At 39.2% G+C, this 22,688-nt stretch carries 19 protein-coding genes; 14 read left to right on the plus strand and 5 right to left on the minus strand.

What is annotated here, in order from left to right; genetic code table 11:
• Window positions 1-7 precede the first annotated feature (7 nt).
• The 9 genes from HMPREF0873_RS07510 (at window position 8) to HMPREF0873_RS07550 (ending at window position 12,024) form a co-directional block, all read left to right on the plus strand.
• Window positions 8-3,685, plus strand: coding sequence for a nitrate reductase subunit alpha (locus HMPREF0873_RS07510; RefSeq protein ID WP_008715274.1), 3,678 nt, complete (start codon window positions 8-10; stop codon window positions 3,683-3,685).
• Window positions 3,675-5,108: a nitrate reductase subunit beta gene (narH, locus tag HMPREF0873_RS07515; RefSeq protein ID WP_038125763.1), complete on the plus strand. Its 1,434-nt coding sequence runs from the start codon at window positions 3,675-3,677 to the stop codon at window positions 5,106-5,108. The genes HMPREF0873_RS07510 and narH overlap by 11 nt, the downstream gene beginning before the upstream one ends.
• Window positions 5,101-5,625 (plus strand): nitrate reductase molybdenum cofactor assembly chaperone, encoded by a 525-nt coding sequence (narJ, locus tag HMPREF0873_RS07520; protein ID WP_038125764.1) that lies wholly within the window; start codon window positions 5,101-5,103, stop codon window positions 5,623-5,625. Before narH ends, narJ begins: the two co-directional genes overlap by 8 nt.
• Entirely contained in the window at window positions 5,622-6,293 is a 672-nt protein-coding gene (gene narI / locus HMPREF0873_RS07525; protein WP_004694017.1) for a respiratory nitrate reductase subunit gamma, read from the plus strand. Before narJ ends, narI begins: the two co-directional genes overlap by 4 nt.
• A 324-nt stretch (window positions 6,294-6,617) precedes the next feature.
• Window positions 6,618-7,220 carry a hypothetical protein gene (locus HMPREF0873_RS07530; RefSeq protein ID WP_038125765.1) on the plus strand — a complete coding sequence of 201 codons (603 nt, stop codon included), beginning with the start codon at window positions 6,618-6,620 and terminating at the stop codon, window positions 7,218-7,220.
• A 251-nt stretch (window positions 7,221-7,471) separates the two neighbouring features.
• Window positions 7,472-8,743 carry a putative porin gene (locus HMPREF0873_RS07535; RefSeq protein WP_004697905.1) on the plus strand — a complete coding sequence of 424 codons (1,272 nt, stop codon included), beginning with the start codon at window positions 7,472-7,474 and terminating at the stop codon, window positions 8,741-8,743.
• A gap of 119 nt (window positions 8,744-8,862) precedes the next feature.
• The gene (locus HMPREF0873_RS07540) at window positions 8,863-9,468 is read left to right on the plus strand and encodes a hypothetical protein (RefSeq protein ID WP_008715278.1); all 606 of its coding nucleotides are present in this window, start codon (window positions 8,863-8,865) and stop codon (window positions 9,466-9,468) included.
• 291 nt (window positions 9,469-9,759) lie between these two features.
• A complete protein-coding gene (locus HMPREF0873_RS07545; protein ID WP_008715280.1) occupies window positions 9,760-10,965 on the plus strand; it encodes an MFS transporter in 1,206 nt (401 codons plus the stop codon).
• A 174-nt stretch (window positions 10,966-11,139) separates the two neighbouring features.
• Window positions 11,140-12,024 carry a LysR family transcriptional regulator gene (locus HMPREF0873_RS07550; RefSeq protein WP_008715281.1) on the plus strand — a complete coding sequence of 295 codons (885 nt, stop codon included), beginning with the start codon at window positions 11,140-11,142 and terminating at the stop codon, window positions 12,022-12,024.
• Window positions 12,025-12,164: 140 nt separating this feature from the next.
• Here the strand turns inward: HMPREF0873_RS07550 and HMPREF0873_RS07555 are convergent, their stop codons facing one another.
• Window positions 12,165-12,779, minus strand: a complete 615-nt coding sequence (locus tag HMPREF0873_RS07555) for a LysE/ArgO family amino acid transporter (RefSeq protein ID WP_008715283.1) — start codon at window positions 12,777-12,779, stop codon at window positions 12,165-12,167.
• A 135-nt stretch (window positions 12,780-12,914) separates the two neighbouring features.
• On the minus strand, window positions 12,915-13,955 hold the full coding sequence (locus HMPREF0873_RS07560; RefSeq protein WP_008715286.1) for a YeiH family protein: 1,041 nt from the start codon (window positions 13,953-13,955) through the stop codon (window positions 12,915-12,917).
• 347 nt (window positions 13,956-14,302) lie between these two features.
• Between HMPREF0873_RS07560 and HMPREF0873_RS07565 the strand changes: the two genes are divergently transcribed.
• The 4 genes from HMPREF0873_RS07565 (at window position 14,303) to HMPREF0873_RS07580 (ending at window position 19,272) form a co-directional block, all read left to right on the plus strand.
• The gene (locus tag HMPREF0873_RS07565) at window positions 14,303-14,848 is read left to right on the plus strand and encodes a carbonic anhydrase (protein ID WP_038125766.1); all 546 of its coding nucleotides are present in this window, start codon (window positions 14,303-14,305) and stop codon (window positions 14,846-14,848) included.
• Between the two features lie 553 nt (window positions 14,849-15,401).
• Window positions 15,402-16,154: a dethiobiotin synthase gene (gene bioD / locus HMPREF0873_RS07570; RefSeq protein WP_008715290.1), complete on the plus strand. Its 753-nt coding sequence runs from the start codon at window positions 15,402-15,404 to the stop codon at window positions 16,152-16,154.
• Between the two features lie 201 nt (window positions 16,155-16,355).
• Window positions 16,356-17,744, plus strand: coding sequence for an adenosylmethionine--8-amino-7-oxononanoate transaminase (bioA, locus tag HMPREF0873_RS07575; protein WP_008715292.1), 1,389 nt, complete (start codon window positions 16,356-16,358; stop codon window positions 17,742-17,744).
• A 187-nt stretch (window positions 17,745-17,931) separates the two neighbouring features.
• Window positions 17,932-19,272, plus strand: coding sequence for an anaerobic C4-dicarboxylate transporter (locus tag HMPREF0873_RS07580; protein ID WP_008603031.1), 1,341 nt, complete (start codon window positions 17,932-17,934; stop codon window positions 19,270-19,272).
• A gap of 81 nt (window positions 19,273-19,353) precedes the next feature.
• Here the strand turns inward: HMPREF0873_RS07580 and HMPREF0873_RS07585 are convergent, their stop codons facing one another.
• The 3 genes from HMPREF0873_RS07585 to HMPREF0873_RS07595 form a co-directional block, all read right to left on the minus strand.
• On the minus strand, window positions 19,354-19,764 hold the full coding sequence (locus HMPREF0873_RS07585; RefSeq protein ID WP_008715294.1) for a Fur family transcriptional regulator: 411 nt from the start codon (window positions 19,762-19,764) through the stop codon (window positions 19,354-19,356).
• A gap of 230 nt (window positions 19,765-19,994) precedes the next feature.
• On the minus strand, window positions 19,995-20,813 hold the full coding sequence (locus HMPREF0873_RS07590; protein WP_004693987.1) for a metal ABC transporter permease: 819 nt from the start codon (window positions 20,811-20,813) through the stop codon (window positions 19,995-19,997).
• Window positions 20,806-21,597 (minus strand): metal ABC transporter ATP-binding protein, encoded by a 792-nt coding sequence (locus HMPREF0873_RS07595; protein WP_004693986.1) that lies wholly within the window; start codon window positions 21,595-21,597, stop codon window positions 20,806-20,808. Before HMPREF0873_RS07595 ends, HMPREF0873_RS07590 begins: the two co-directional genes overlap by 8 nt.
• Window positions 21,598-21,744: 147 nt before the next feature.
• Between HMPREF0873_RS07595 and HMPREF0873_RS07600 the strand changes: the two genes are divergently transcribed.
• Complete coding sequence (locus HMPREF0873_RS07600) at window positions 21,745-22,659, plus strand: metal ABC transporter substrate-binding protein (RefSeq protein WP_008603023.1); 915 nt, start codon at window positions 21,745-21,747, stop codon at window positions 22,657-22,659.
• The last annotated feature ends 29 nt before the right edge of the window (window positions 22,660-22,688 follow it).

Here is a 22,688-nt window from a genome sequence, read left to right on the forward strand (position 1 = left end):
ACACGAGATGAGCTTGTTGTCTCAAAAGTTTAAGTTTCTTCGTAAGAAGGAAGTATCTCCAAGTGGTCATCAAATCACAGAAGATGGTGGTCGCGAGTGGGAAAATTTTTATCGTGACCGTTGGTCCTACGATAAAGTAGTCCGTACGACTCATGGTGTAAACTGTACTGGTTCTTGTAGCTGGAACATTTATGTTAAAAATGGTGTTGTAGCTTGGGAAAATCAAGCAACTGATTACCCTGAAACACCAGATGATATGCCGGATTACGAACCACGTGGGTGCCCTCGTGGTGCGACCTTCTCTTGGTATCTCTATAGCCCTTTGCGCGTAAAATATCCTTATGTACGTGGCGAATTGGCTGAGCTTTGGAGAGAAGCAAAGAAGAATGCTAAGAACCCAATCGAAGCTTGGAAATCTATCGTAGAAGATCCTGAAAAAGCGAAAAAATATAAGTCTGCCCGTGGTATGGGTGGCTTTGTGCGCTCCACATGGGATGAAGCGACAGAAATTACAGCAGCATCCTTATTATATACAGCAAAAACATACGGCCCTGACCGCAATGCAGGTTTCTCTGTAATTCCAGCGATGTCCATGTTGTCCTATGCATCAGGTGCTCGTTTCCTTAACTTAATGGGTGGCTCACCATTGTCTTTCTATGACTGGTATGCCGATTTACCACCTTCTAGCCCTCAAGTTTGGGGTGAACAAACAGATACTCCTGAATCTGGTGACTGGTATAATGCTGGTTACATCATGACTTGGGGTTCTAACGTACCGTTGACTCGTACGCCAGATGCTCATTTCTTAACAGAGGTACGCTACAAAGGTACTAAAGTTGTATCCGTATCCCCTGACTATGCGGAATCTACAACTTCTTCCGATGCTTGGCTCAATGTAAAAGCCGGTACTGATGCGGCTCTTGCTATGGCAATGGGCCACGTAATCTTAAAAGAATACTACATCGACAAGGAAACTCCATACTTCAAAGAGTATGCTAAAGAGTTTACAGATATGCCATTCCTTGTACGCGTTGAAGATATCAATGGTACTGTACAACCAGGCCGTTTCTTGAATGCTAAGGATTTAGGTCGCCAAGAGGAAGGCTCTGACTTCCAAATGGTATTGATCGATGATACAACTAATGAAATCGTTGTTCCTAATGGTACAATGGGAGATCGTCACACAAACCCTGAAAAATGGAACTTACGCCTTGAAAACCGCGATACAGGAGCTAAAATCGACCCTCGCCTATCCGTGTTTGATCAACGCGAAGAAGTGACTGTTGTTAAGTTGCCATACTTTGGTGATGAAGAACACGAAGGCGTTATTGAACGTGCTATTCCTACCATTACGGTACAAACTGCAGATGGTCCTGTAAAAGTAACTACCGTATATGACCTCATTCTTGCTAACTATGGTATCGACCGTGGTATCGGCGGTGAAGTGGCTAAAGCTTACACTGATGACACTCCATACACACCTACATGGCAAGAAAAAATTACTGGCGTAAAAGCAGAAATCGCTATTGCTACAGCTCGTGAATTTGCAGACAATGCAGAAAAAACTAAAGGTCGCTCCATGATTATCATGGGTGGCGGTATCAACCACTGGTATCATGCGGATATTATTTACCGTACAATCTTGAACCTTATCATGTTCTGTGGTACAGAAGGTGTTAACGGTGGTGGTTGGGCTCACTACGTAGGTCAAGAAAAACTTCGTCCTATTGAAGGTTGGGGCGGTATCATGACAGCTAACGACTGGAGTAAAGCTCCTCGTTTGCAAAATAGTACATCTTGGTTCTATTTTGCTACAGAACAATATCGTTCTGATTGCATCGACTTGGCAGACCGCGTATCTAAATTAGCTAAGCCTCGTTATCGTCACCCTGGTGATTATAACGTATTAGCGGCTCGTTTAGGTTGGTTACCATCGTATCCTACTTTCAATAAAGGCAGCCAAGAATTGATTAACGATGCTCGTGCAGCTGGTGCTGGTACAGAAGCAGAAATTAACCAATATGTGGCGCAAGCTTTGAAAAATAAAGAATTACAATTCTGTGTAGAAGATCCAGCAGCTAAAGAAAATCACCCACGCAACTTGTTTGTATGGCGTGCAAACCTTATCGGTTCTTCTTCTAAGGGCCACGAATACTTCTTGAAGCATTTATTAGGCACTAAAAATGCAGTATTAGAAGATGATGACGCAGCTACACGTCCAGAAGAAATCAAATGGCGTGAAGCTGATGGGGCAGGTAAACTCGACCTTCTCATCGACATCGATTTCCGCATGGCATCTACAGGCTTGTACTCTGATATCGTATTCCCTGCAGCTACATGGTATGAAAAAGAAGACTTGTCTTCTACTGATATGCATCCATATGTACATGTATTCCAAGCAGCTGTTGATTGCGCATGGGAAACTAAATCTGACTGGGATACATTCCGTACCCTTGCAGAAACAGTTTCTCGCGTAGCAAAAGAGTCTGGCTTCACAGAATACGAAGATATCGTAGCATTGCCTCTTGGTCATGATAGCCCAGGTGAAGTGGCTCAACCAGAAGGTAAGGTTCTCGACTGGAGCAAAGGCGAATGTGAACCAATTCCTGGTAAAACAATGCCTAACCTTGTTCATGTAAAACGCGACTATAGCCAAATCTTTGAAAAATACATTGCTTTGGGACCTAACATCGAAAACAAAATGGGTGCCCATGGCTTGGCTTGGGATGTATCTGATGAATATCAAACATTGTATGCACAAAATGGTACAATTGATAACCCAGACTTTATTTCTCATGGTCGTCCAAGCATTTACGAATGTAAAGAAGCTTGTAATGCTGTATTAACATTATCTTCTTGTACAAATGGTAAATTGGCTGTTCGCTCTTGGAAAGCGATGGAAGAAAAAACAGGTCTTTCTGGTCTTGAAAAGAACGCAAAAGGTCGCGAACAAGAAAAAATTACCTTTGATGACATGGTTCGCCAACCACGCTTCATCATTAGCTCTGTAACAAGTACTGGTAAGAACGATAAAAACCGTCGTTATTCTCCATTTACTACATCTACAGAGGATAAAGTACCATTCCGTACTGTAACGGGTCGTCAATCCTTCTATTGTGATCATGAAATGATGCGCGATTACGGTGAAGCTATGGCGTTGTACAAACCTGTATTGGCCTATAAACCAGTACAAGGTGACTACAAACAAAAAGGCATTCCAGAAATTACATTGAAATACTTAACACCACATAATAAGTGGTCTACACATAGTATGTACTTCGATAGCCAACAAATGTTGACATTGTTCCGTGGTGGCCAAACTATTTGGCTCAACGAAGATGATGCAGCAGAAATTGGCGTTAAAGATAATGACTGGGTAGAAGCTTTCAATAAAAATGGTGTTGTGGCAGCTCGTGCAGTTGTATCTCCACGTATTCCTCGTGGCATTTCCTATATGCATCACTCTCAAGATCGTCACATCAACGTTCCTGGTACGCAAGTTAAGAAAGACCGTCGCGGTGGTACACACAATGCACCAACTCATATTTACATGAAACCGACACATATGATTGGCGGTTATGGTCAATTGAGCTATGGCTTTAACTACTATGGCCCAACTGGTAACCAACGTGATATGACAATTGTGGCTCGTAAGTTGAAGGAGGTGGATTGGCTTGAAGATTAAAGCTCAAGTATCCATGGTCCTAAATTTGGACAAGTGTTTAGGCTGTCATACATGCTCTATTACTTGTAAAAATACATGGACGAACCGCGAAGGCGCGGAATATATGTACTTTAATAACGTGGAAACCCGCCCTGGCGTGGGTTACCCACGTAATTGGGAAAACCAAGAGAAATGGAAGGGTGGCTGGACTCTCGATAAAAGCGGTAATTTGGCGCTTTCCACAGGCTCTAAAGGCTCTCGATTGATGAAGTTGTTCTATCATCCAGAACAACCAGAAATTACGGATTACTTTGAACCTTGGACATACGATTATGAAACATTAATTCATACCGGTCGTAAAAATAATCAACCTGTAGCACGTCCTCGTTCTTTGTTAACAAAGCAAAAAATGGAAGTAACATGGGGCCCTAACTGGGATGATGATTTGGCTGGTGGTCATCATGCACGGGAAGATGTGAATTTGGCTAAGATGGGTGATGATATCGTATTTGACTACGAAGAAGTATTCATGCGTTATTTACCACGTCTTTGTAACCATTGTTTGAATCCTGCATGTGTAGCAGCATGTCCATCCGGTGCTATCTACAAGCGTGATGAAGATGGTGTTGTACTTGTTTCTCAAGATGTATGCCGTGGTTGGAGACATTGCGTTCCATCTTGCCCATACAAAAAAATCTTCTATAACTGGGAAACAAATAAAGCTGAAAAATGTGTATTCTGTTACCCTCGTTTGGAAAATGGCTTGCCTCAAATTTGCGCTGAAACATGTGTAGGTCGTATGCGCTATGTTGGTGTAGTTTTATACGATATGGACAAAGTTCAAGAAATGGCAGCTACGAAGGATGAACAAGAAATTTACCAAAATACAGTAGATTTGATCTTGGATCCTAATGACCCAGAGGTTATTAAAGCCGCTCGCGAAGCAGGTATCTCTGAAGCATTCTTGAAAGCAGCTAAAAAATCTCCTGTTTACAAGCTTGTAAAAGAATGGGGCGTTGCATTGCCATTGCATCCAGAGTATCGCACATTGCCAATGGTTTGGTATGTGCCACCGCTCAGCCCAATCTTACAACGTGTTACATCTGATGTATACTTGCCAGATGCACATGAAATGCGCGTGCCTGTACAATACTTAGCTAATATGTTTACTGCTGGTAATACAGATATTTTAGCTCGTGTATTACAACGCATTCTCGATATGCGTGAATACATGCGTCGCCGTGAAACAGGTGATGAAGCAATCGCTCATGAAGTAGATCTTACAGAAGAGCAAATGTATGCTATGTACAAATTGTTAGCCTTGTCTAAATATAATGATCGTTTTGTTATCCCATCCGATGTTAATGTATCTCGCGAAGGTCGCTTAGAAATGCAACACAATCGTGGTTTTGCATGCCCGACAGGGGGTTGCCATAATGGATGATGCACAAAAAATAGCTCTCATTGCTTCTTTTTTGCTTCGGTATCCAGATGAATCTTGGTACAATGAACTTGGTGAATGGAAAGAGGATACTTACTCTGTTGAGCATCCTCAGCTTCGCCAAGGATTGCTAGAGTTCTTTGATTACATTGAAGAAACGGATCGTAAGGCCTTTGAAGACCAATACGTACGTATCTTTGACTTCAGCCGTAATACGACGATGTACTTATCGACTTACGAATTGCAAGGTACAGGGGAACAAGCAGAGGAACTCGTTAAATATAAAGCCTTCTTTCTAGAAAATGGCTATGATTTACCAAAGGAGATGCCTGACTATATTCCAGCTATTTTAGAGTTATGTGCAGTTATCGAACCTGAAAAGGCTCGTGAAGTGTATGATTATTGTAAACCAAAGTTAGAATATATTAGGGATCGATTGATCGAAGCAAAACTGACCTATGCATTCTTATTTGATATCATATTGTCGGTTGCAAATGGATTGGAGGACGGTGCACGATGAATCTATTTTTATGGGGCGCTTTGCCATATATTGCGTTTACCTTCTTAATCGTAGGCACACTTGTTCGTTTCTTCTACTTTGAAAGAAACTGGACTACAAAATCAAGTGAATTTTTAGAGAAAAAACAATTACGTATTGCCAATCCATTGTTCCACTTTGGTTTGCTATGCGTTATCGGCGGTCACGTAGTAGGTGTATTAGTACCTAAAACTTGGACTGCAGCTATGGGTATTAATGACCATATGTACCATGAAGGTGCATTGTATATGGGTGCTGTAGCGGGTATCATCTTTATCGTTGGTTTCTTGCTCTTGATGAAACGCCGCTTTACTGTACCTGCTATGAAAGTAAATACATCTGGCTTTGATAAATGGCTATATTTATTCTTAACATTGGCTATCTTTAGTGGTATGGCCGGTACATTACTTAATGCATCCGGCTTCTTTGATTACCGTGTATCCATCGGTCCATGGTTCCGTAGCTTGCTATCCTTTATGCCTGATCCATCCTTGATGGAAGGCGTACCATTCATGTTTAAATTCCACATGTTGGCTTGGATGGTAGTGGCTATTATCTTCCCATTCAGCCGTTTGGTACACTGCTTGAGTGTTCCACTCAACTACTTAACACGTCCGTTTATCGTATATCGTAAACGGGATCAAAAATAATTAGGATGATGATTAATTTGTATGCCTATATATAATAGGATTCATTAATCTATGGCCCCTTGTAGTGGTGAAAGCTTATGCTCACAACTATGAGGGGCTTTTTATTTACCGATTCTGTATTAGTAGATTACAATGTATTCCCTGTAGAGAAGAAATTTATTCATTGTAATAAGCTTAGAATGACTATAATAGGTATTTTAATTTAGAATTATTCTTATAATATATACTATGTATCTAATATAAGTAATCTACAAAATTCGATTTAAATGATAAACTATATCATATAGATTGAATTTTTTAGGTATTATTTTCGAGAGGTATATGATGAATCAAGTTGAAACAAAACAGAAAAAAAGTATTTACCATATCTTTGTATGGATTGCTATTTTCTCCTTAGTTATGATCGGTTTATTAGAGTGGGGCTACATGGCCGGTGGTCGTGCCTTTGGTAATTATAAAGTGTATACGGGTCTTGTGCCATGGTGTGTATGGATCATCATGACCTATTTAGCGACTCGCCCTAAATGGTTTACAAGCCGCTATAATTTAGGTGACATGTATAAGGTACACCGTGCATTAGGTATTGCCACTGTAGCTGTTATTGCATTCCATTTATATCTCTATTTTGGTAAAGCGGCTAAATCCATCCTTGGTTGGTGGGGCGGATATGTGGCTCTTACCTCCTTTGGTATTGCTACAATCTCTGGCCTTGCGTTCTTAACTCCAAAACTTAGAAAGGTTACACCATCTGGTCGTAATGTAGGTATTTGGTTACATCGATTAAATCTTGTAGCACTTGTTGCTGCAGATATCCATATTCATGGTTTTAATCGTATTTCTAAAATGGTGCCATTCTTACAAGTGTTTGATATCATTACATACGGTCTCGTTCTTTACTGCATTTACTTGATGTTTAAAAAGAAATAATATGAATTACTAGAATCCCTTCTGTATCATGCAGAAGGGATTTTTCGTTACATTTATAGTTTCTAGTAAATTAACATAGGATATTATCAGTTTGAGTCATAAATGATTATGAGATTGATATACATTTTCTCTTTACTCATATAATGAAAATTGTTATTATCTGTATGTTAAACATGATAATGATAATTAGGTTCACAGATTCATTATTTATTCATTTTTATTCTTGTTATTTTTATTGTGTGAGGTTTAGTATGATTAAACGTAAAATGACCAGTGCTTTTGCAGTGGCTGCCATGATGGGTGTGGCTACAGCTTTTGCTGTTAACCCATTTTCTGATGTTCCTTCTGATAGTTGGGCTTATCAAGCAGTAGATCAATTGGCTACAGCTGGTATTATCAATGGATATCCTGATGGTACTTTCAAAGGGCAAAATAATATTACGCGTTATGAAATGGCTCAAATGATTGCGAAAGGTATGGCTAATCAAGATCGGGCAAATGCGGAACAACAAGCTATGTTAAATCGCTTGGCGGATGAATTTTCCAATGAATTGAATACACTTGGTGTGCGTGTAGCTAAATTGGAAGACCGCGTAGGCAATGTAAAAGTTACTGGTGATGCTCGTATCAATTACATCGGTAAAGAGGGTGGCGATGGTTATGATTACGAAGATAAGATCACAGCTCGTGTACGTCTAGGTCTCGACGCAAAGGTTAATAAAAATACCTCTGTCAAAGCACGTATTACATCAGGTTCTATTGAGCTAGGTGATAGCTCTAAAGAGGCACAAGCTAATTGGGATTTGGCATACGTAGAACACAAATTCGGTAAAAATGTTGTGGTCGATGCGGGTCGCTATACTCAAAAATTTGGTGGTGGCTTGATTTATAGCTCTAACTTTGATGGGGTAGGCGCTACAGCTAAGCTTGGTGATAAAGTTACATTAAATGGCGCTTATGGTTACATGACAGCAGGTCGTTTTGCTAAGACTAGTAAAGCTGATAATGGTGATGTAGGTCTTATCAATGCTAATGTAGCTGTTAATGATCGCTTTGGTTTTGGTGGTATGTTTGCTCATGTAGGTACAACGAATGTACGTATGGGTAATGGCAAGAAAAATAACGAATTCGATAATATATATGGATTTAATGCTAAGTATAATATTGGTAAATTCGGTATTGATGGCGAGTGGGTAAAAGCATCTGGCTTGAGTGATTCCGATATTTGGAACGTTGGCGTTAAATGGGGCGACTATAAAATTAATAAGAAGAACTCTTGGACTATCCGATTAGATTACTTTGATCAAGCTAAGAATGCACCTGTATTTAAAACACAAAAATATGAATCTAATGATTTATTAAAGAAAACACGGTATGAAGGCTATAAAGCATGGCAATTAGGTGCATCCTACGCACCAGAGAAAAATATCGGCATTAATGCATACTACGGTTTCAATGCTAAGACACAAGAGGGTAATCGCGTAAATGATTACTATCGTGCGGATCTTAACTTTAAATTCTAATTTAATCAGTAATTAGTTCTAAGTAGAATGCTATAGGGTGAGAGTGTTTTATTAGCATGCTACATTAGGCCAAACTAGATGTATACTTGTAGATTGTATAAGACATAGAGAGGTTTATTATGGCAGAAGTTGTAAAAAAACAGTTTAAGAGTAAATACCATATTTTAATTTGGATTGCAGTTTTATCCTTAATATTTATGGGGATGGTGGAATATGGTTATGTAACAGGTGGTAGACCATTCGGCAATTGGAAGGTTCATTTAGGCCTTATTCCTTATGTGGCATGGCTTGTATTAACATACATTGCAACAAAACCAAAATGGTTTATCAAACGATACAATCCAAAAGAAATGTTTGAAATTCATCGCATCGTAGGTATTGTTAGTGTGGTTCTCGTATGTGCACACTGGTATGTATACTTCTTGAAAGCTTTGAAATCCTTCTTAGGCTTCTGGGGTGGTTATATCTCCCTTGTGGCTATGTTTATTGCTCTTATCTTTGCGGTATTATACTTAACACCTTGGGTAGGGAATATGGCAAAATCTGTATCTCGTAGAAAAGCAATCTGGATTCATCGCTTGAATCTTGTTGCTATTATTGCGGCAAATATCCATGTTCATGGATTTGGACGTTTATCTAAAATGGTGCCATTCTTACCTGTGTTTGACGTAGTGACTTATGCGCTTGTTATTTACTATATTTATTGGATGTTCAAACAAAAATAATATATCGTAGGCATCTCTTTCTTTGGTAAAAGTAGGAGAATCACACGATAAAAAAGACCATCGCTGACCCTTATGGGTATAAGCGATGGTCTTTTTAGGTTGTTTGCGATACAATAGAATTATAAGTATATATTCTATGGATTTATGTAAATATATGCTGTTGCATTCTTTTGAGGTAAGATTAAAAATCTGTTCTATAAACATTTCTTTTGTATTATAGTATTCTTTAGCTCATATCGATATGTATATTACTACCTTTATAGGTAATTTTAAATAAGAAAGAAGGATATTATGGATTCTTCTTGGAAACGAATTATATACCTAATCTGTACTATACAGGTTGGTGGGGGTATAACAATTATTGGTGTATTATCCTTTCTTCCGTTATTTTTAGCTGAGCTAGGTCTTCATGATCCAGGAGAAGCCGCCATGTGGGCAGGCCTTGTATCAGGTGTAACGCCTTGTATGGTGGCACTGAGTGCACCCTATTGGTCGCGTAAGGCTAATCAGCTTGGTCCGCGTAAGGTGATGATGTTCATCTTGTTTACCCTGATGGTGACTGTTGGCGCCTGTGCTTTTACACAAACACCATGGCAGTTATTAATGTTACGTATATTGCAAGGTGTGGTAGGGGGCTATGTTCCAATAGGATTGGCTATTATTATTCTCGTAACCCCTGAAAATAAGGTACCTTGGGCAATGGGTTTATATCAAGCCTCCATGGTTATGGGTCTCGTTTTTGGACCACTCATGGGTGGTTTGGTGGCGGACTTATTAGGTTATCGTGCACCATTTGTTATGTTCTCAGCCTTAACAGGGCTTTGTATGTTGGGAATTTATCTATTCATGCCTAATCTACAGTTTGAGCATAAGGTAGATGCTAGAGAGTCGCAGCTGTCTCTAATTAAATCCTTTTTGGTCATACCTCGAGTTCGCCTCTTGGTAGGATTATTGTTCTTATGTAATTTTGGTATTACTGGTATTGGTCCCATTTTACCACTATACATTAAGCACTATATGCATATGAATGATGAGTTTGTAGCCACTATTGTTGGTATAATCATCTTTGGCGCCGGTTTGTTTAGTGCTTTAGCTTCAATCTCCATTGGCAAGATAACAGAACGTTTAACCATGCCTCGTATTGTTTTTACTGCTACATGGGCCGTAGGGACTTTGTTTATACTTCAATATATAATGCCTAGTATATGGGGTCTTGGCATATTCCGTGCCATTGCAGGATTCTTCATGGGTTTTATTACACCGATTGCCAATACGCTCATATCCAAGGCGGTTCCTATTGAGCGACGAGGTATCGTGTTTGGTGCGGTGTCTAGTGTGGCCATGATGGGAAATGTATTGGGGCCTGTCCTTAGTGGCATGATTGCTCGTGCCTTTGGGTACGGGGCGGTCTTTTGGTCTACAGCAGCTATATTCTTTGTAGCGGCGCTGTTTATTTATCGTAGTTTAGTTATTCCCAGTGAAAGTCAATCGGCATAGCTGATTTGCTTTCACCGTTTTAGACATAGTTAAATATATTTAGTAGTATGTATAGAATCTATAAATACTATGTAGAGAAAACGTATGGCAAACTTCAATATGGGGCCGTATGTTGCGAAATGTTTCAAAGGTATTGATTTGTCTAATCCGTAAGAGAGATGAGAGTGCATCGTTATGTTATTAAAACAATTAGAGTATTTTGTATGTGTAGTAGATAATAACAGTTTTACACAAGCTGCAACAGAGCAATATGTATCTCAATCTGCTATATCTCAGCAAATCAAGGCTCTTGAAAATAGCCTTGGTGTTGAATTAATGGTTCGAGAGAAACGAAGCTTTCATCTAACACCAGCAGGACAATATTTATATCGATCTGGTAAGAAGTTATTAGAACGGTTCCATGATATTAAGGTAGAAACGACGCGCATTGGTACAGATGCACGGGTGAGTTTGCGCATTGGCTATTTGAACCGTTATAGTGGGATTGCTATGCAGCAAACTGTGATTCACATGGCAAAGCGTTATAAAAATTTAGATATTCGTATGTACAGCGGCAGCCATGAAGAGCTATATGGCATGCTTAGTGATCGTCGTGTAGATGTAGTATTTAATGATCAATGGCAAATTTTATCTGATGATTTTGAAAGTCATTTAATTGATAAATCCACTACATTTATAGAGGTACCACAAGGATATACTAATGAAGATTGTGTAGAACTAAAGCATATCGATGATTTACCACTTATTTTATTGTGTCGCGGGAAATATACCTTGTCTGAAGAGGAACATTATCGCAAAGCTATAGGTTATAATGGTGCTTTCGCTTATGCTCGCACGTTAGAAGAAGCACGATACTTGGTTGCAGGGCAGCAAGGGCTATTACTATTAGATTGTTTTAAATATTTAACAGATCCTATGCCAGGTATCGAACGTAAGGTGTTGACGAATCATGGTAAACCTATGGAACGCCACTACTACTTTATATCGCAACGAAATCAAAATAATTCGTATATTGTAGCTCTTAGAGATATGTTCCGGCAGGTACTTGAAGAATTATAAATGAGATTATAAATGAAAAAGTCGTTAGCAACTTGCTAACGACTTTTTTCTTTTTCTGTACATCATCTATTTGTATTTTTCTTATATAGTTATGATGGTATTAGTGATTTAGACTTTTCTTTGTATCTATGAGTATAATCTTACAAAAAGTCTCTTAACATCATGAAGCCATCAATACATAATTTGATACCATAAATGACAAGAACTGAACCACAGAAACGGTTAATCCATGCCATATGAGTAATTTTAATTTTTTTAGCTAGTAGATGCATTGTAGTAGCTAGAGAACCAAACCAAATTGGTGTCATAACTAAGAAACCAGTGAAGAAGTGGTAGATGCTTTCTTTTGGAATATTAGCTTGAAAAGCACCGAGCATCATTGTCGCATCTAGAATGGCTTGAGGATTGCCCCATGATACCGCAATGGCTGAGACAATAATTTTTCTAATTGGAATATGTGTGTCCACATTGCGCATGTCTGGTTCAGTTTTAAATATATTAAAGCCCATATAAACAATGAGGAGGCCCCCAAAGAGGAGAACTATGAGCTTTGTGAGTGGCCACATTTCAAGAACGGCACCAATACCATAGAAGGCGGCAGCACTTAAACTCATGTCAAAAAACGCTAGTATGATTAGCGTCAATATAATGCGACGGACAGGTTGCACCAAGGCCGTATTAATAATGAAGAGGTTTTGCATGCCAACAGGGGCAAACGTAGCGAGACCGACAAGAAGTCCTTGTAAGAAGTACATATTAACCCTCCTGACTATGGTATGATAAAGTACTAATAAGGTGAATAGTAGCACGAAACCCCTCCATTACTGGAGGGGTCCTTACTATTCTATTCATATATAATTATAACATAATATACAATATATGTATATTTTCTACCATAAACCTATCATATGTTGTGCCATAAGGCTTACGGCGGAGATAGCAATCCAGCAACAAGCGCCTAAGGCTAGGGCAGAGCCGCCGGATTTTAATAATTTTACAATATTTGTATTAAGGCCGATTGCTACCATGGCCATTGTAATAAAGTATTTGGAAATTGTTTTGAAGATACTCAAGAATTGAATATCTACATTAGCATAGGATAATGCTGTTGTAATAAGGGAGCAAAGTACAAAGTATAAAACGAATCTTGGGAAAATCTTAGCAATACTAACGTTTGCACCATCTGTCTGAGAGGCATTTTTCTTGGCTTTGTATACTTGATAACTAGCGAGGCCTAAACATATAGGAATAATAGCTAGGGTACGTGTTAGCTTTACGATAGTAGCATATTCCAAAACTTGAGTGCCCGTACCTTTCATACTATCCCATACAGCAGCTGTTGCTGTTACAGAAGAAGTATCGTTAACTGCAGTACCAGCGAACAATCCAAAGCCCATGTTAGAGAGTCCAATGGCGTCGCCTAATTGAGGAAATACGAAGGCGGCTACTACATTGAAGAAGAATACAACAGAGATTGCTTGTGCAATATCATGATCCTCTGCTTTAATAACTGGTGCCGCTGCAGCAATAGCGGAACCACCACAAATGGATGAACCAACACCGATGAGAACAGCTGAGTTAGAGTCAATATGGGTTAATCGATAAATAACATAGGATACGATTAACGATGTAGCGATGGTAGAAATGATGACAGGTAAAGAAATCCAACCTACATGTAGAATCTGTGTAATGTTAAGACCAAAGCCCAACAAAATAACGGCCCACTGTAAAATCTTTTTGGATGTAAATCCAATGCCAGCACCTGTTTTTTCTCGTTTCCAAGAGGTGAAGATAGAACCGATAATTATACCTAAAATGATGGCAAAGATTGGACTACCTACTAGATGAAATTGCTGTCCTAGTAGCCAACAAGGAATAGCGAGAATGGCACAGAGCAAAATGCCTGGCAACGTTTTTGGATTGATACCCATTATAAAACCTCCTTACTGTACATACAGTTCACGTCATATGCGGTATCATGTGGCGTTTGCTTTCTATAGTGTTAATAGTACCATAGGAAGGGTTTTTAAATCTACTATATATGTCAGAATTATACAGAATATTCATCGCATTTTTGAAGTTTTTATATGATTGATATAAATAAAAACAAATTATAAGATAGGAGTTGATATTATTGAGTTAAAGATTTTGTATAATCGTAAAATTCATAATAATAATTTATAAGTTGTAATTTAAACTTGTTTTGTGATGAATAAGGTGTATATAATGAATAGAATCTATTTCAGGTGGGAATAGAGTATATAAAGTGAGGACCCTTATGATTGATATTACAAAAATAATTGAAACCAATAAAGAATATGTGAAACAACACCCTGAGCTACCAAAGGCAAGATTAACAAGCCATCCTACAAAAAAGTTAGGCATCGTAACTTGTATGGATACCCGCTTAGTAGGTATGCTAGAAGAAGCACTAGGCTTTAATCGAGGTGAGATAATTGTCATCAAAACTGCAGGAAATAGTGTAACACAACCTATCGATAACATTGTGCAAAGCTTGCTCGTTGCTACCTATGGTATGGAAATTGAAGATGTGCTAATCATCGGTCATGAAAACTGCGGTATGATTGATTTTTCTGCTACTACATTCATGGAATCTATGAAAGCAAAAGGTATCAGTGAAGATGCTATTCGCATGATCGAACCGGGCCTTATCGACTGGATGGATCGATTCCATATCTCTGAAGACAATGTAATTTATACAGTTAACTTCCTACGCCACCATCCACTATTTCCAAAAGGGATGGGTTTCTATGGGGGCATGATGGATCCTGATACAGGCGAATTTCGTTATATTGAGATTTAGCGGTGGCCTCGATGGGGCCCCGTTAGATAACTACATTTAGGTAAAAAAGAGTGATGACTAACCTCTACGCTCCAAAGCGAGCTAAGTCGCTAATCGGTTAGTCATCACTCTTTTTATAACTGTATTTGTGAACTCGTCCCATCGAGTCTATCCATAAATCAATAAAACAAAATTCACTGTATCAAAAGAGAAAGGGAATGGCTTAGCCATTCCCTTTTCTCGCTCTCTATATAGCCAACCTATTATTATCGTATTCAAAGTAGCGGTCTGTGACTCTATGGGACTAATACTGCGATAATGTTATAAAAAGCTGTGTTCCTAAGCGAAGTGCGACTTAGTTTACTATGGAGCGCGGAGGTTAGGGACACAGCTTTTTAGCTAAAATGTAGCGATGTATTCGGGCCCCATAGAGTCATAGTATCGTAAACTTGAACAGTAATAATAGGTTGACTATATATTCCTTTTCGCTGTATATTGTAATTAGATTGTAAACTTAATCATATAAATTAGTTAACCTATGCGGCAGTAAGTATTCGCTTGAGAGGAGCTTTGTATGAAGCAGTTAGGTATTTCTATAATTGGTACAGATACAGATGTAGGTAAGACGTTTGTGACAGGGTTATTGGGGGCGATGGCTGTAGACGATGGCTTTGCTGTTGGTATGGTGAAACCTGTGTCTTCTAGTGCAGTTCCTTTCCCTGAATGTGTGACGATGGATGAGGATAATTATAATATCGGCCTTGAGAGTAAAGATGCGACACATTTGATGCGCTCGGCAGGTATTCCTGAATCTCGTCGTCATGAAGTGAATCCTTATGCTATTGCCGGTGATTTTTCTCCCCGCCTTGCAGCGGAATTGGCTGGTATCGAGATTGACTATGATGGCCTTGTAGAACATACATTAGATGTAGTGAGTCGCTATGACATAACCTTTGTAGAAGGTGCTGGCGGTATTACGACCCCTCTCTATGGAGATAAAACTTTCACGGATTTTATGAAAGATATCAAATTACCAGCTATTGTTGTAGCAGATGGTCGTCTTGGATCAATTAATCGTGCTGTTTTGACTTGCGAATATGCTAAATTGCATGGTATCGAGGTGAAAGCTATTATCGTAAATGATACGACAGCTGTAGATTTGTTCTTGTTGAAAACAAATGTGGCAGATATGGAGCGTTACGCAGGTGTTCCTGTAGTAGCTGTAGTACCGCCATACCAAGGCCCAGATATTCACAAGGTTCAACTTGGCTGGGCTCGTTCCTTTATTGATTCTAAGGAATTATGGAACACAGTATTAGGTCTATAAAGTTTAGATGCGATACTTTAGCATATATTAGTGATGGAAACTTAGCATAAGTTATATACATCAATTTGGCGTAGTTAGATATGCACAGTAATTTAACTTACATTATATAGAGTAATTTAACTTACATTATTTATAGTTATAGTTTATTTATAGTCATAGAGAGTTATAGTTTGTAAAACTTAGTAAGTATGAGGTGACGAAATGGCAGAAAAACAGCTTTCACAAGCAGCACAATGGGACCACGAGTTTGTATGGCATCCATTTACACAAATGCAAGATTGGCTAGCACAAGAGCCAGTAGTAATTGAACGCGGTGAGGGGGTATACCTCATCGATGAGAACGGTAAAAAGTATTACGATGGCGTATCTTCGTTGTGGGTTAATATTCATGGTCACAACCATCCTGTATTGAACCAAGCATTGAAGGATCAAACCGATAAAATTGCGCATAGCACATTATTAGGTCTCGTAAGTCCTCCGTCTGCACAATTGTGTAAAGAACTTGTAGAGCTTGCTCCAAAAGGCCTCGATAAAGTATTTTTGTCCGATGATGGCAGTACAGCTATCGAAGTGGCTATTAAGATGGCATATCAATATCGTCAGCAAGTGGGCCAAACTAAGAAAACTAAGTTTATCGCCCTCAATGCAGGCTATCATGGGGATACATTAGGCACCGTATCCGTAGGTGGTATTCAATTATTTCACCAAGTATTCCATAATCTATTATTTAAACCATTAACATTGCCAAGCCCTGGTGTGTATAGAGATTTGGCAGATCGAGATAAAGCTTTTGAAGAGTCGTTGACTGAATTGGAACGTATCCTTAACGAAGAAGGTGATGAAATTACAGCTCTTGTTATGGAACCATTGGTGCAAGCAGCGGCAGGCATGCTCGTAATGCCTCACGGTTATTTGAAACGGGTTCGTGAGTTAACAGAACAACACGATGTATTCCTCATCGTTGACGAAGTAGCTACTGGCTTTGGCCGAACTGGCAAATTCTTTGCTTGCGAACATGAAGGAGTATCTCCAGATTTTATGACCTTATCCAAAGGCATCACTGGTGGGTACCTTCCATTAGCAGCAACATTGACTACACAACGCGTATTCGATGCATTCCTCGGCACTTTTGAAGAAAAGAAAACCTTCTATCATGGTCACTCCTATACTGGTAATGCCTTGGCCTGTGCCGTTGCGTTGGCTTCTTTGAAAGTATTCCGTGATGAAAAGGTAATTGAACAATTGCCTGCTAAAGTAGAAGCTTTCACAAAGGCCTTAGAACCTATTAAATCTTTGAAGCATGTGAAAGAGGTTCGTCAGCGGGGTCTCATCGTAGGTATTGAACTTGAAAAAGATGTGTCCACCCACGAAGCGTATCGCCCAAATGATGCGGTAGGTGCTAAGGTGGCAATCCTTGCCCGTGAACAAGGTCTTATTTGCCGCCCTATTGGCGACGTGGTTATCCTTATGCCTCCATTGGCATCGACTGTGGAACAATTAGAGGACATGGTTCGTATTGTAGGTGAAAGTATCCAACGTGCAACTGAGGAAGAGGGGATACTTGAAGATATGCGCCCAATTATTTTATAATGCTAAATTAATTATTGAAAAGCTACACCTATTGTCTTTTGTTAGTAGTTTAAGGCAATGGGGTGTAGTTTTTTTGCATAACATATCGAAATTTCGTCATATTTTAAACTATAGACTATACATTGCCAAAATTCGATGATTATTTAGCATATCTATGATACTATATATGTATAAAGGAGGTCATCGTATGGACATTTATGTAATTATGCAAGTTATTATTTTATTTGGTGCCATCTTCCTCGGTGTTCGCCTAGGTGGCATGGGCATCGGTTACGCTGGCGGCCTTGGGGTTGTGTTGTTAAGCCTTGGTATGGGGATGTTTCCGGGACAGATTCCATGGGATGTAATTCTGATTATCATGTCTGCTATCGCAGCCATCTGTGCCTTACAGTTAGCCGGCGGTCTTGATTATTTGGTGCGCATTGCTGAAAGTATTTTGCGTAAAAATCCTAAGCATATCAACTATTTGGCACCAACTGTTACGTATTTCTTAACTATTCTAGCGGGTACTGGTCATACAGCATTCTCTATGATTCCAGTAATCGTAGAGGTGGCGAAAAGTGAAAACATTAAGCCATCTGTGCCATTATCTATCGCCGTTGTAGCAAGCCAAATTGGTATCACAGCGAGTCCTGTATCGGCAGCAGTAGTTGCTATGAGTGGGTTCCTTGAGCCATATGGTGTTAACTATCCTACATTGCTCGCCATCTGTATTTCCACAACATTTGTAGGGGTTATGATTACGGCATTTATCATGTCTACCTTTGCGAATAATGATTTATCTTCTGATCCAGTGTATCAAGAACGTTTGGCGGCAGGTCACGTGGCGCCACCTCGTGAAAAAAGCACTGATTTCCACTTAAAACCTGGTGCAAAAACTTCAGTATTGATTTTCTTGATTGGTATCATTTGTATCGTATTCTACGCAACAGCAATTTCCAAAAACATTGGTATTATTAAACCAGTTATCTTTGGTCGAAATGATGCTATCATCGGCTTTATGATGATTATTGCGGCTGCTATCACATTCTTCTGTAAGCTTGATACAGCAGAACTTGTTAATACAAGTACATTCAAATCCGGCTTATCCGCTTGTGTCTGTGTACTAGGCGTAGCATGGTTGGGTGATACCTTTGTAAAAGGTCATATCCCTGAAATCAAAGCGCTCGCTTCTAGCATGGTAACAGCATATCCGTTCCTATTGGCGGTAGCGTTCTTCTTTGCAAGTACATTGTTGTATAGTCAAGCGGCAACTACGCAAGCTTTGGTACCAGCTGTAATTCTAGCTCTCGGTATTACACCAGAGAACACAGGATCCGTTTATATTATTATCGCATCCTTTGCAGCTGTATCTGCACTCTTTGTATTGCCTACATATCCAACACTTTTGGGGGCTGTACAAATGGACGATACGGGCTCTACACGAATTGGTAAACTCGTATTTAACCATCCGTTCTTCATACCTGGCGTACTTGCTATTGCCATCTCCGTAGCACTCGGTTTCTTAGTGGCTCCGTTGATGCTGTAATTGGTGAAAGCTAAATACGGTTAATTCCAAAGTATACGCTAAAACGTTAAAGGACGTAACTACAGTGTTACGTCCTTTTTGTTATTTATTTTTATCCTTACAGTTTCTACAGATTCCAGCAATCTCTAAGTGATGTTCCGTCACAGTAAATCCTGCTTTGCTGAGTTCTTTAGGCATTTCTACGACAGGACAGGTATGGAGTGGTATCATAGCACCACAGCTCGTACATACAGCATAGTGGCGGTGTGTATGAGGGGTGATTTCATAATATGCCATATCGCTACCCATGAGTGTTGTACGGGTAACAATATCTTTTGTTTCTAACAGCTCAAGGGTACGGTAAATAGTAGACATCCATGTCGTGCTACCATCGCCTAATCGCTCTGCGATTTCCATAGCAGTTATGGGTTTATCTGTAGTTGTTAATACAGACCAAATGGCTTCGCGCTGTTTGGTCTTTTTTATGCCTTCTGGCCAAGTTGTTGTATTCATAGCTCTCTTTCGATTCTATTTTAATACTAAACATGCTATACACCTGTATAGTTAAATGACTTATATGGCTAATAGAATATCAAATATGCTATCGCATTTGGTTAGATATATTTTTATATTTAACTAGTTATATTTTTTAATCTACTAGCTATATTATTTGACTCTAACTAGTTATATTACTCTAACTAGCTATAATATTTATGCCTAAATATATAAATTATTGTTTTAGCTTATCTACTAAACTGAAAGCGTCGTATAATGGTGCGAATATTTTTAATGACTAACACTACCAGTAAAATACCTACCGATGTTAGGGACACGAAGCCACCAGGTGCTACGTTAAGGAAGTAGGATCCAAAAAGTCCGATGATCATGGCAAGTAAGCTAAATCCAATGGAGCATAATAAAGTTATTTTAAATCCTTTTTCTAATTGTAATGCAGATGCTACTGGTAGTGCAATCATGGCACTCAATACGAGAACACCAACGATTTTAATAGAAATGGATACGGCGGCAGCCATTAAGATAGCAAAGATATAGTTGATAAAATCTACTTTAACACCTGCTACACGAGCCGCTTCTTCATCGTAAGCGATGTAGAGTAAGGAGTTATACAAAAAGTATAGCGTTAATACTGATAAAATGGTGAGCACTGCAATGCTAATCATATCGGTTGCGTTTACCGTTAGGATGCTACCAAAGAAGAATACATTTGCGTTAGCCTTTAGTTTGCCTGAGCTAATAAGTGTAATAGCTGTACCGATGCTGAGGGATAAGATGATAGTAAGAATAAGATCGAGATGGTGTGAAAAATATTTTCGCAAGAACTCGATGAGTGCACCGCAGATGGCAGTGAAGATAAAGGCTCCTAAAATTGGATTAGTATTCGTTAATAAACCTAGTGTAATACCTGCTAGTGATGCGTGACTCATGGTATCGCCAATCATACTGGAACGGCGTAGCACCATGAAGATACCAATACATGGACATAAAAGAGAAATACAAATTGCTACGAAGAAGGCATTTTGCATAAAATCATAACTAAACATGGCGCACCTCCTCAACTGTGGTATCATCGGCCTGAGCCTGAGCCTGAGCCTGAGCCTGAGCCTGAGCCTGAGCTTCTATTGTTACATCTGTGAAACAGGAGCAGTTTTTGTGATCTATTGGATTGCGACCTGTACTGTGCATGATTTCACTAGCATATTGCTCAGGGGAGCAAAGGTGACCTTGACCATTTGCAATATGGTAGATATTGGTAGAGTTGGCGAGAGCCATTTCGATATTGTGCTCAACAGAGATAATCGTAATATGGTGCTCTTGGTTCAAATTTCGAAGTAGAGCATAGATGCCCTCTTGGCTTTTTCTATCGATACCTGTTGAAGGCTCATCGAGGATGATGAGGTCAGGCTTACCGATGAGGGCGCGGGCGATAGATACACGCTGAGCTTGTCCACCTGAAAGTTTGCTGATGAGACGGTCTTTAAATTCCGTCATATGGGTAAGCTCTAATACGCGATTGACTTCCTGTTTATCTTTAATCTTTAAAAGTTTGCGGTAGGAATCGAGGATTTCTTTTACCGTAATAGGAAATCCTGCGTGAGAGAAGTCATTTTTTTGAGACACATACCGAATATTATTGGTGCTTCGCTTGATAGAGCCCTTTACAGGGGTAAGAAAACCTAAAATGAGACGGAGCAAGGTACTTTTACCACACCCATTATCCCCAACGATGGATATATAATCACCACTGTGAATATGTAAATTAAGGTCATTTAACACATAAGGCGGTTGACCTTGATAGGAAAAATAAAGATGTTCTATTGATAACATATGAAAACCACATTTCTGATTGACAAAATTCTAAGTAAGTTTATACTATAACTATATTACAAATGCAACTGAGTCGCAACTGCAACTAAAGAATGGTTTATATTCTGTATAGGCATAGCGATCAGGTTTTTACAAAGGAGGACTACGATGATCAAGAAACTGATTTTGTTAGTTGTAGGTATTATGATGGCTGCTTTATTTGCAGGTTGTGGCAACGATGCACCGAATGCACAGAAGGAACAAGCAGGTAAAAAAATCCAAGTGGTAACAAGCTTTAATGCAATGGCTGAGTTTACTAAGGCTATTGGTGGTGACAAGGTAGAGGTATCTACTATTATACCAGATGGCGTAGAACCACATGATTTCGAATTGAAGCCTGAAAATATGAAACAATTGGCAACAGCTCAAGTATTTGTGTATAACGGTTTTGGTATGGAGCCTTGGGCAAAACAAGCTATCGAAGCAGCTAAAAATGATAAACTCGTATCTGTTGTAGCTACTGAAGGTGTTGAAGCTATTAAAAATACTGACCCAGAAGAAATTAAAGAACATGGTGCAGAAGATCCTCATGCATGGTTATCTTTGAAAAATGCTAAAATTGAAGTGAAAAATATCAAGGATGCCCTTGTAAAAGTTGACCCAGCAAACAAGGATTATTATGAAAAGAATTATACTGAATACGTTGCTAAATTAGATGCAATGATTAAAAAATATGAAGAGCAATTCGCTAAAGCTCCGCATAAAAACTTTGTTACAGGCCATGCAGCATTTGCGTACCTATGCCGTGATTTTGGTTTAGAACAAAACAGTGTGGAAGATGTATTTGCTGAAGGTGAACCTAATGCAGCACAATTGGCTAAACTTATCGAATACGCTAAAGAAAACCATATTACTACTATCTTTGCAGAAGAAATGGCTAGCCCAGAAGTATCCAAAACTTTGGCACAAGAAGTAGGTGCTAAGGTAGAAACTATTTATACTATCGAAAGCAACGAAGATAATAAAACATACTTAGAACGTATGGATGAAAACCTTACAAAAATTGCAGCATCTTTGCAATAAGATAAACGAAAAGGCAGCCCCTAGTGGGG

Origin of the sequence: Veillonella sp. 3_1_44, assembly GCF_000163715.1 — a bacterium.
In the GTDB taxonomy this organism is placed as follows: Bacteria; Bacillota; Negativicutes; order Veillonellales; family Veillonellaceae; genus Veillonella; species Veillonella parvula_A.

Coding starts and splice junctions, on each gene's coding strand:
- HMPREF0873_RS07535 (WP_004697905.1), top strand. CDS start 7,472: ATGATTAAACGTAAAATGACCAGTGCTTTTGCAGTGGCTGCCATGATG.
- HMPREF0873_RS07595 (WP_004693986.1), bottom strand. CDS start 21,597: ATGTTATCAATAGAACATCTTTATTTTTCCTATCAAGGTCAACCGCCT.
- narI (WP_004694017.1), top strand. CDS start 5,622: ATGAATCTATTTTTATGGGGCGCTTTGCCATATATTGCGTTTACCTTC.
- HMPREF0873_RS07565 (WP_038125766.1), top strand. CDS start 14,303: ATGATTGATATTACAAAAATAATTGAAACCAATAAAGAATATGTGAAA.
- HMPREF0873_RS07585 (WP_008715294.1), bottom strand. CDS start 19,764: ATGAATACAACAACTTGGCCAGAAGGCATAAAAAAGACCAAACAGCGC.
- HMPREF0873_RS07510 (WP_008715274.1), top strand. CDS start 8: ATGAGCTTGTTGTCTCAAAAGTTTAAGTTTCTTCGTAAGAAGGAAGTA.
- HMPREF0873_RS07600 (WP_008603023.1), top strand. CDS start 21,745: ATGATCAAGAAACTGATTTTGTTAGTTGTAGGTATTATGATGGCTGCT.
- bioD (WP_008715290.1), top strand. CDS start 15,402: ATGAAGCAGTTAGGTATTTCTATAATTGGTACAGATACAGATGTAGGT.
- HMPREF0873_RS07560 (WP_008715286.1), bottom strand. CDS start 13,955: ATGGGTATCAATCCAAAAACGTTGCCAGGCATTTTGCTCTGTGCCATT.
- HMPREF0873_RS07590 (WP_004693987.1), bottom strand. CDS start 20,813: ATGTTTAGTTATGATTTTATGCAAAATGCCTTCTTCGTAGCAATTTGT.
- HMPREF0873_RS07580 (WP_008603031.1), top strand. CDS start 17,932: ATGGACATTTATGTAATTATGCAAGTTATTATTTTATTTGGTGCCATC.
- bioA (WP_008715292.1), top strand. CDS start 16,356: ATGGCAGAAAAACAGCTTTCACAAGCAGCACAATGGGACCACGAGTTT.
- HMPREF0873_RS07540 (WP_008715278.1), top strand. CDS start 8,863: ATGGCAGAAGTTGTAAAAAAACAGTTTAAGAGTAAATACCATATTTTA.
- HMPREF0873_RS07530 (WP_038125765.1), top strand. CDS start 6,618: ATGAATCAAGTTGAAACAAAACAGAAAAAAAGTATTTACCATATCTTT.
- HMPREF0873_RS07555 (WP_008715283.1), bottom strand. CDS start 12,779: ATGTACTTCTTACAAGGACTTCTTGTCGGTCTCGCTACGTTTGCCCCT.
- narJ (WP_038125764.1), top strand. CDS start 5,101: ATGGATGATGCACAAAAAATAGCTCTCATTGCTTCTTTTTTGCTTCGG.
- HMPREF0873_RS07550 (WP_008715281.1), top strand. CDS start 11,140: ATGTTATTAAAACAATTAGAGTATTTTGTATGTGTAGTAGATAATAAC.
- HMPREF0873_RS07545 (WP_008715280.1), top strand. CDS start 9,760: ATGGATTCTTCTTGGAAACGAATTATATACCTAATCTGTACTATACAG.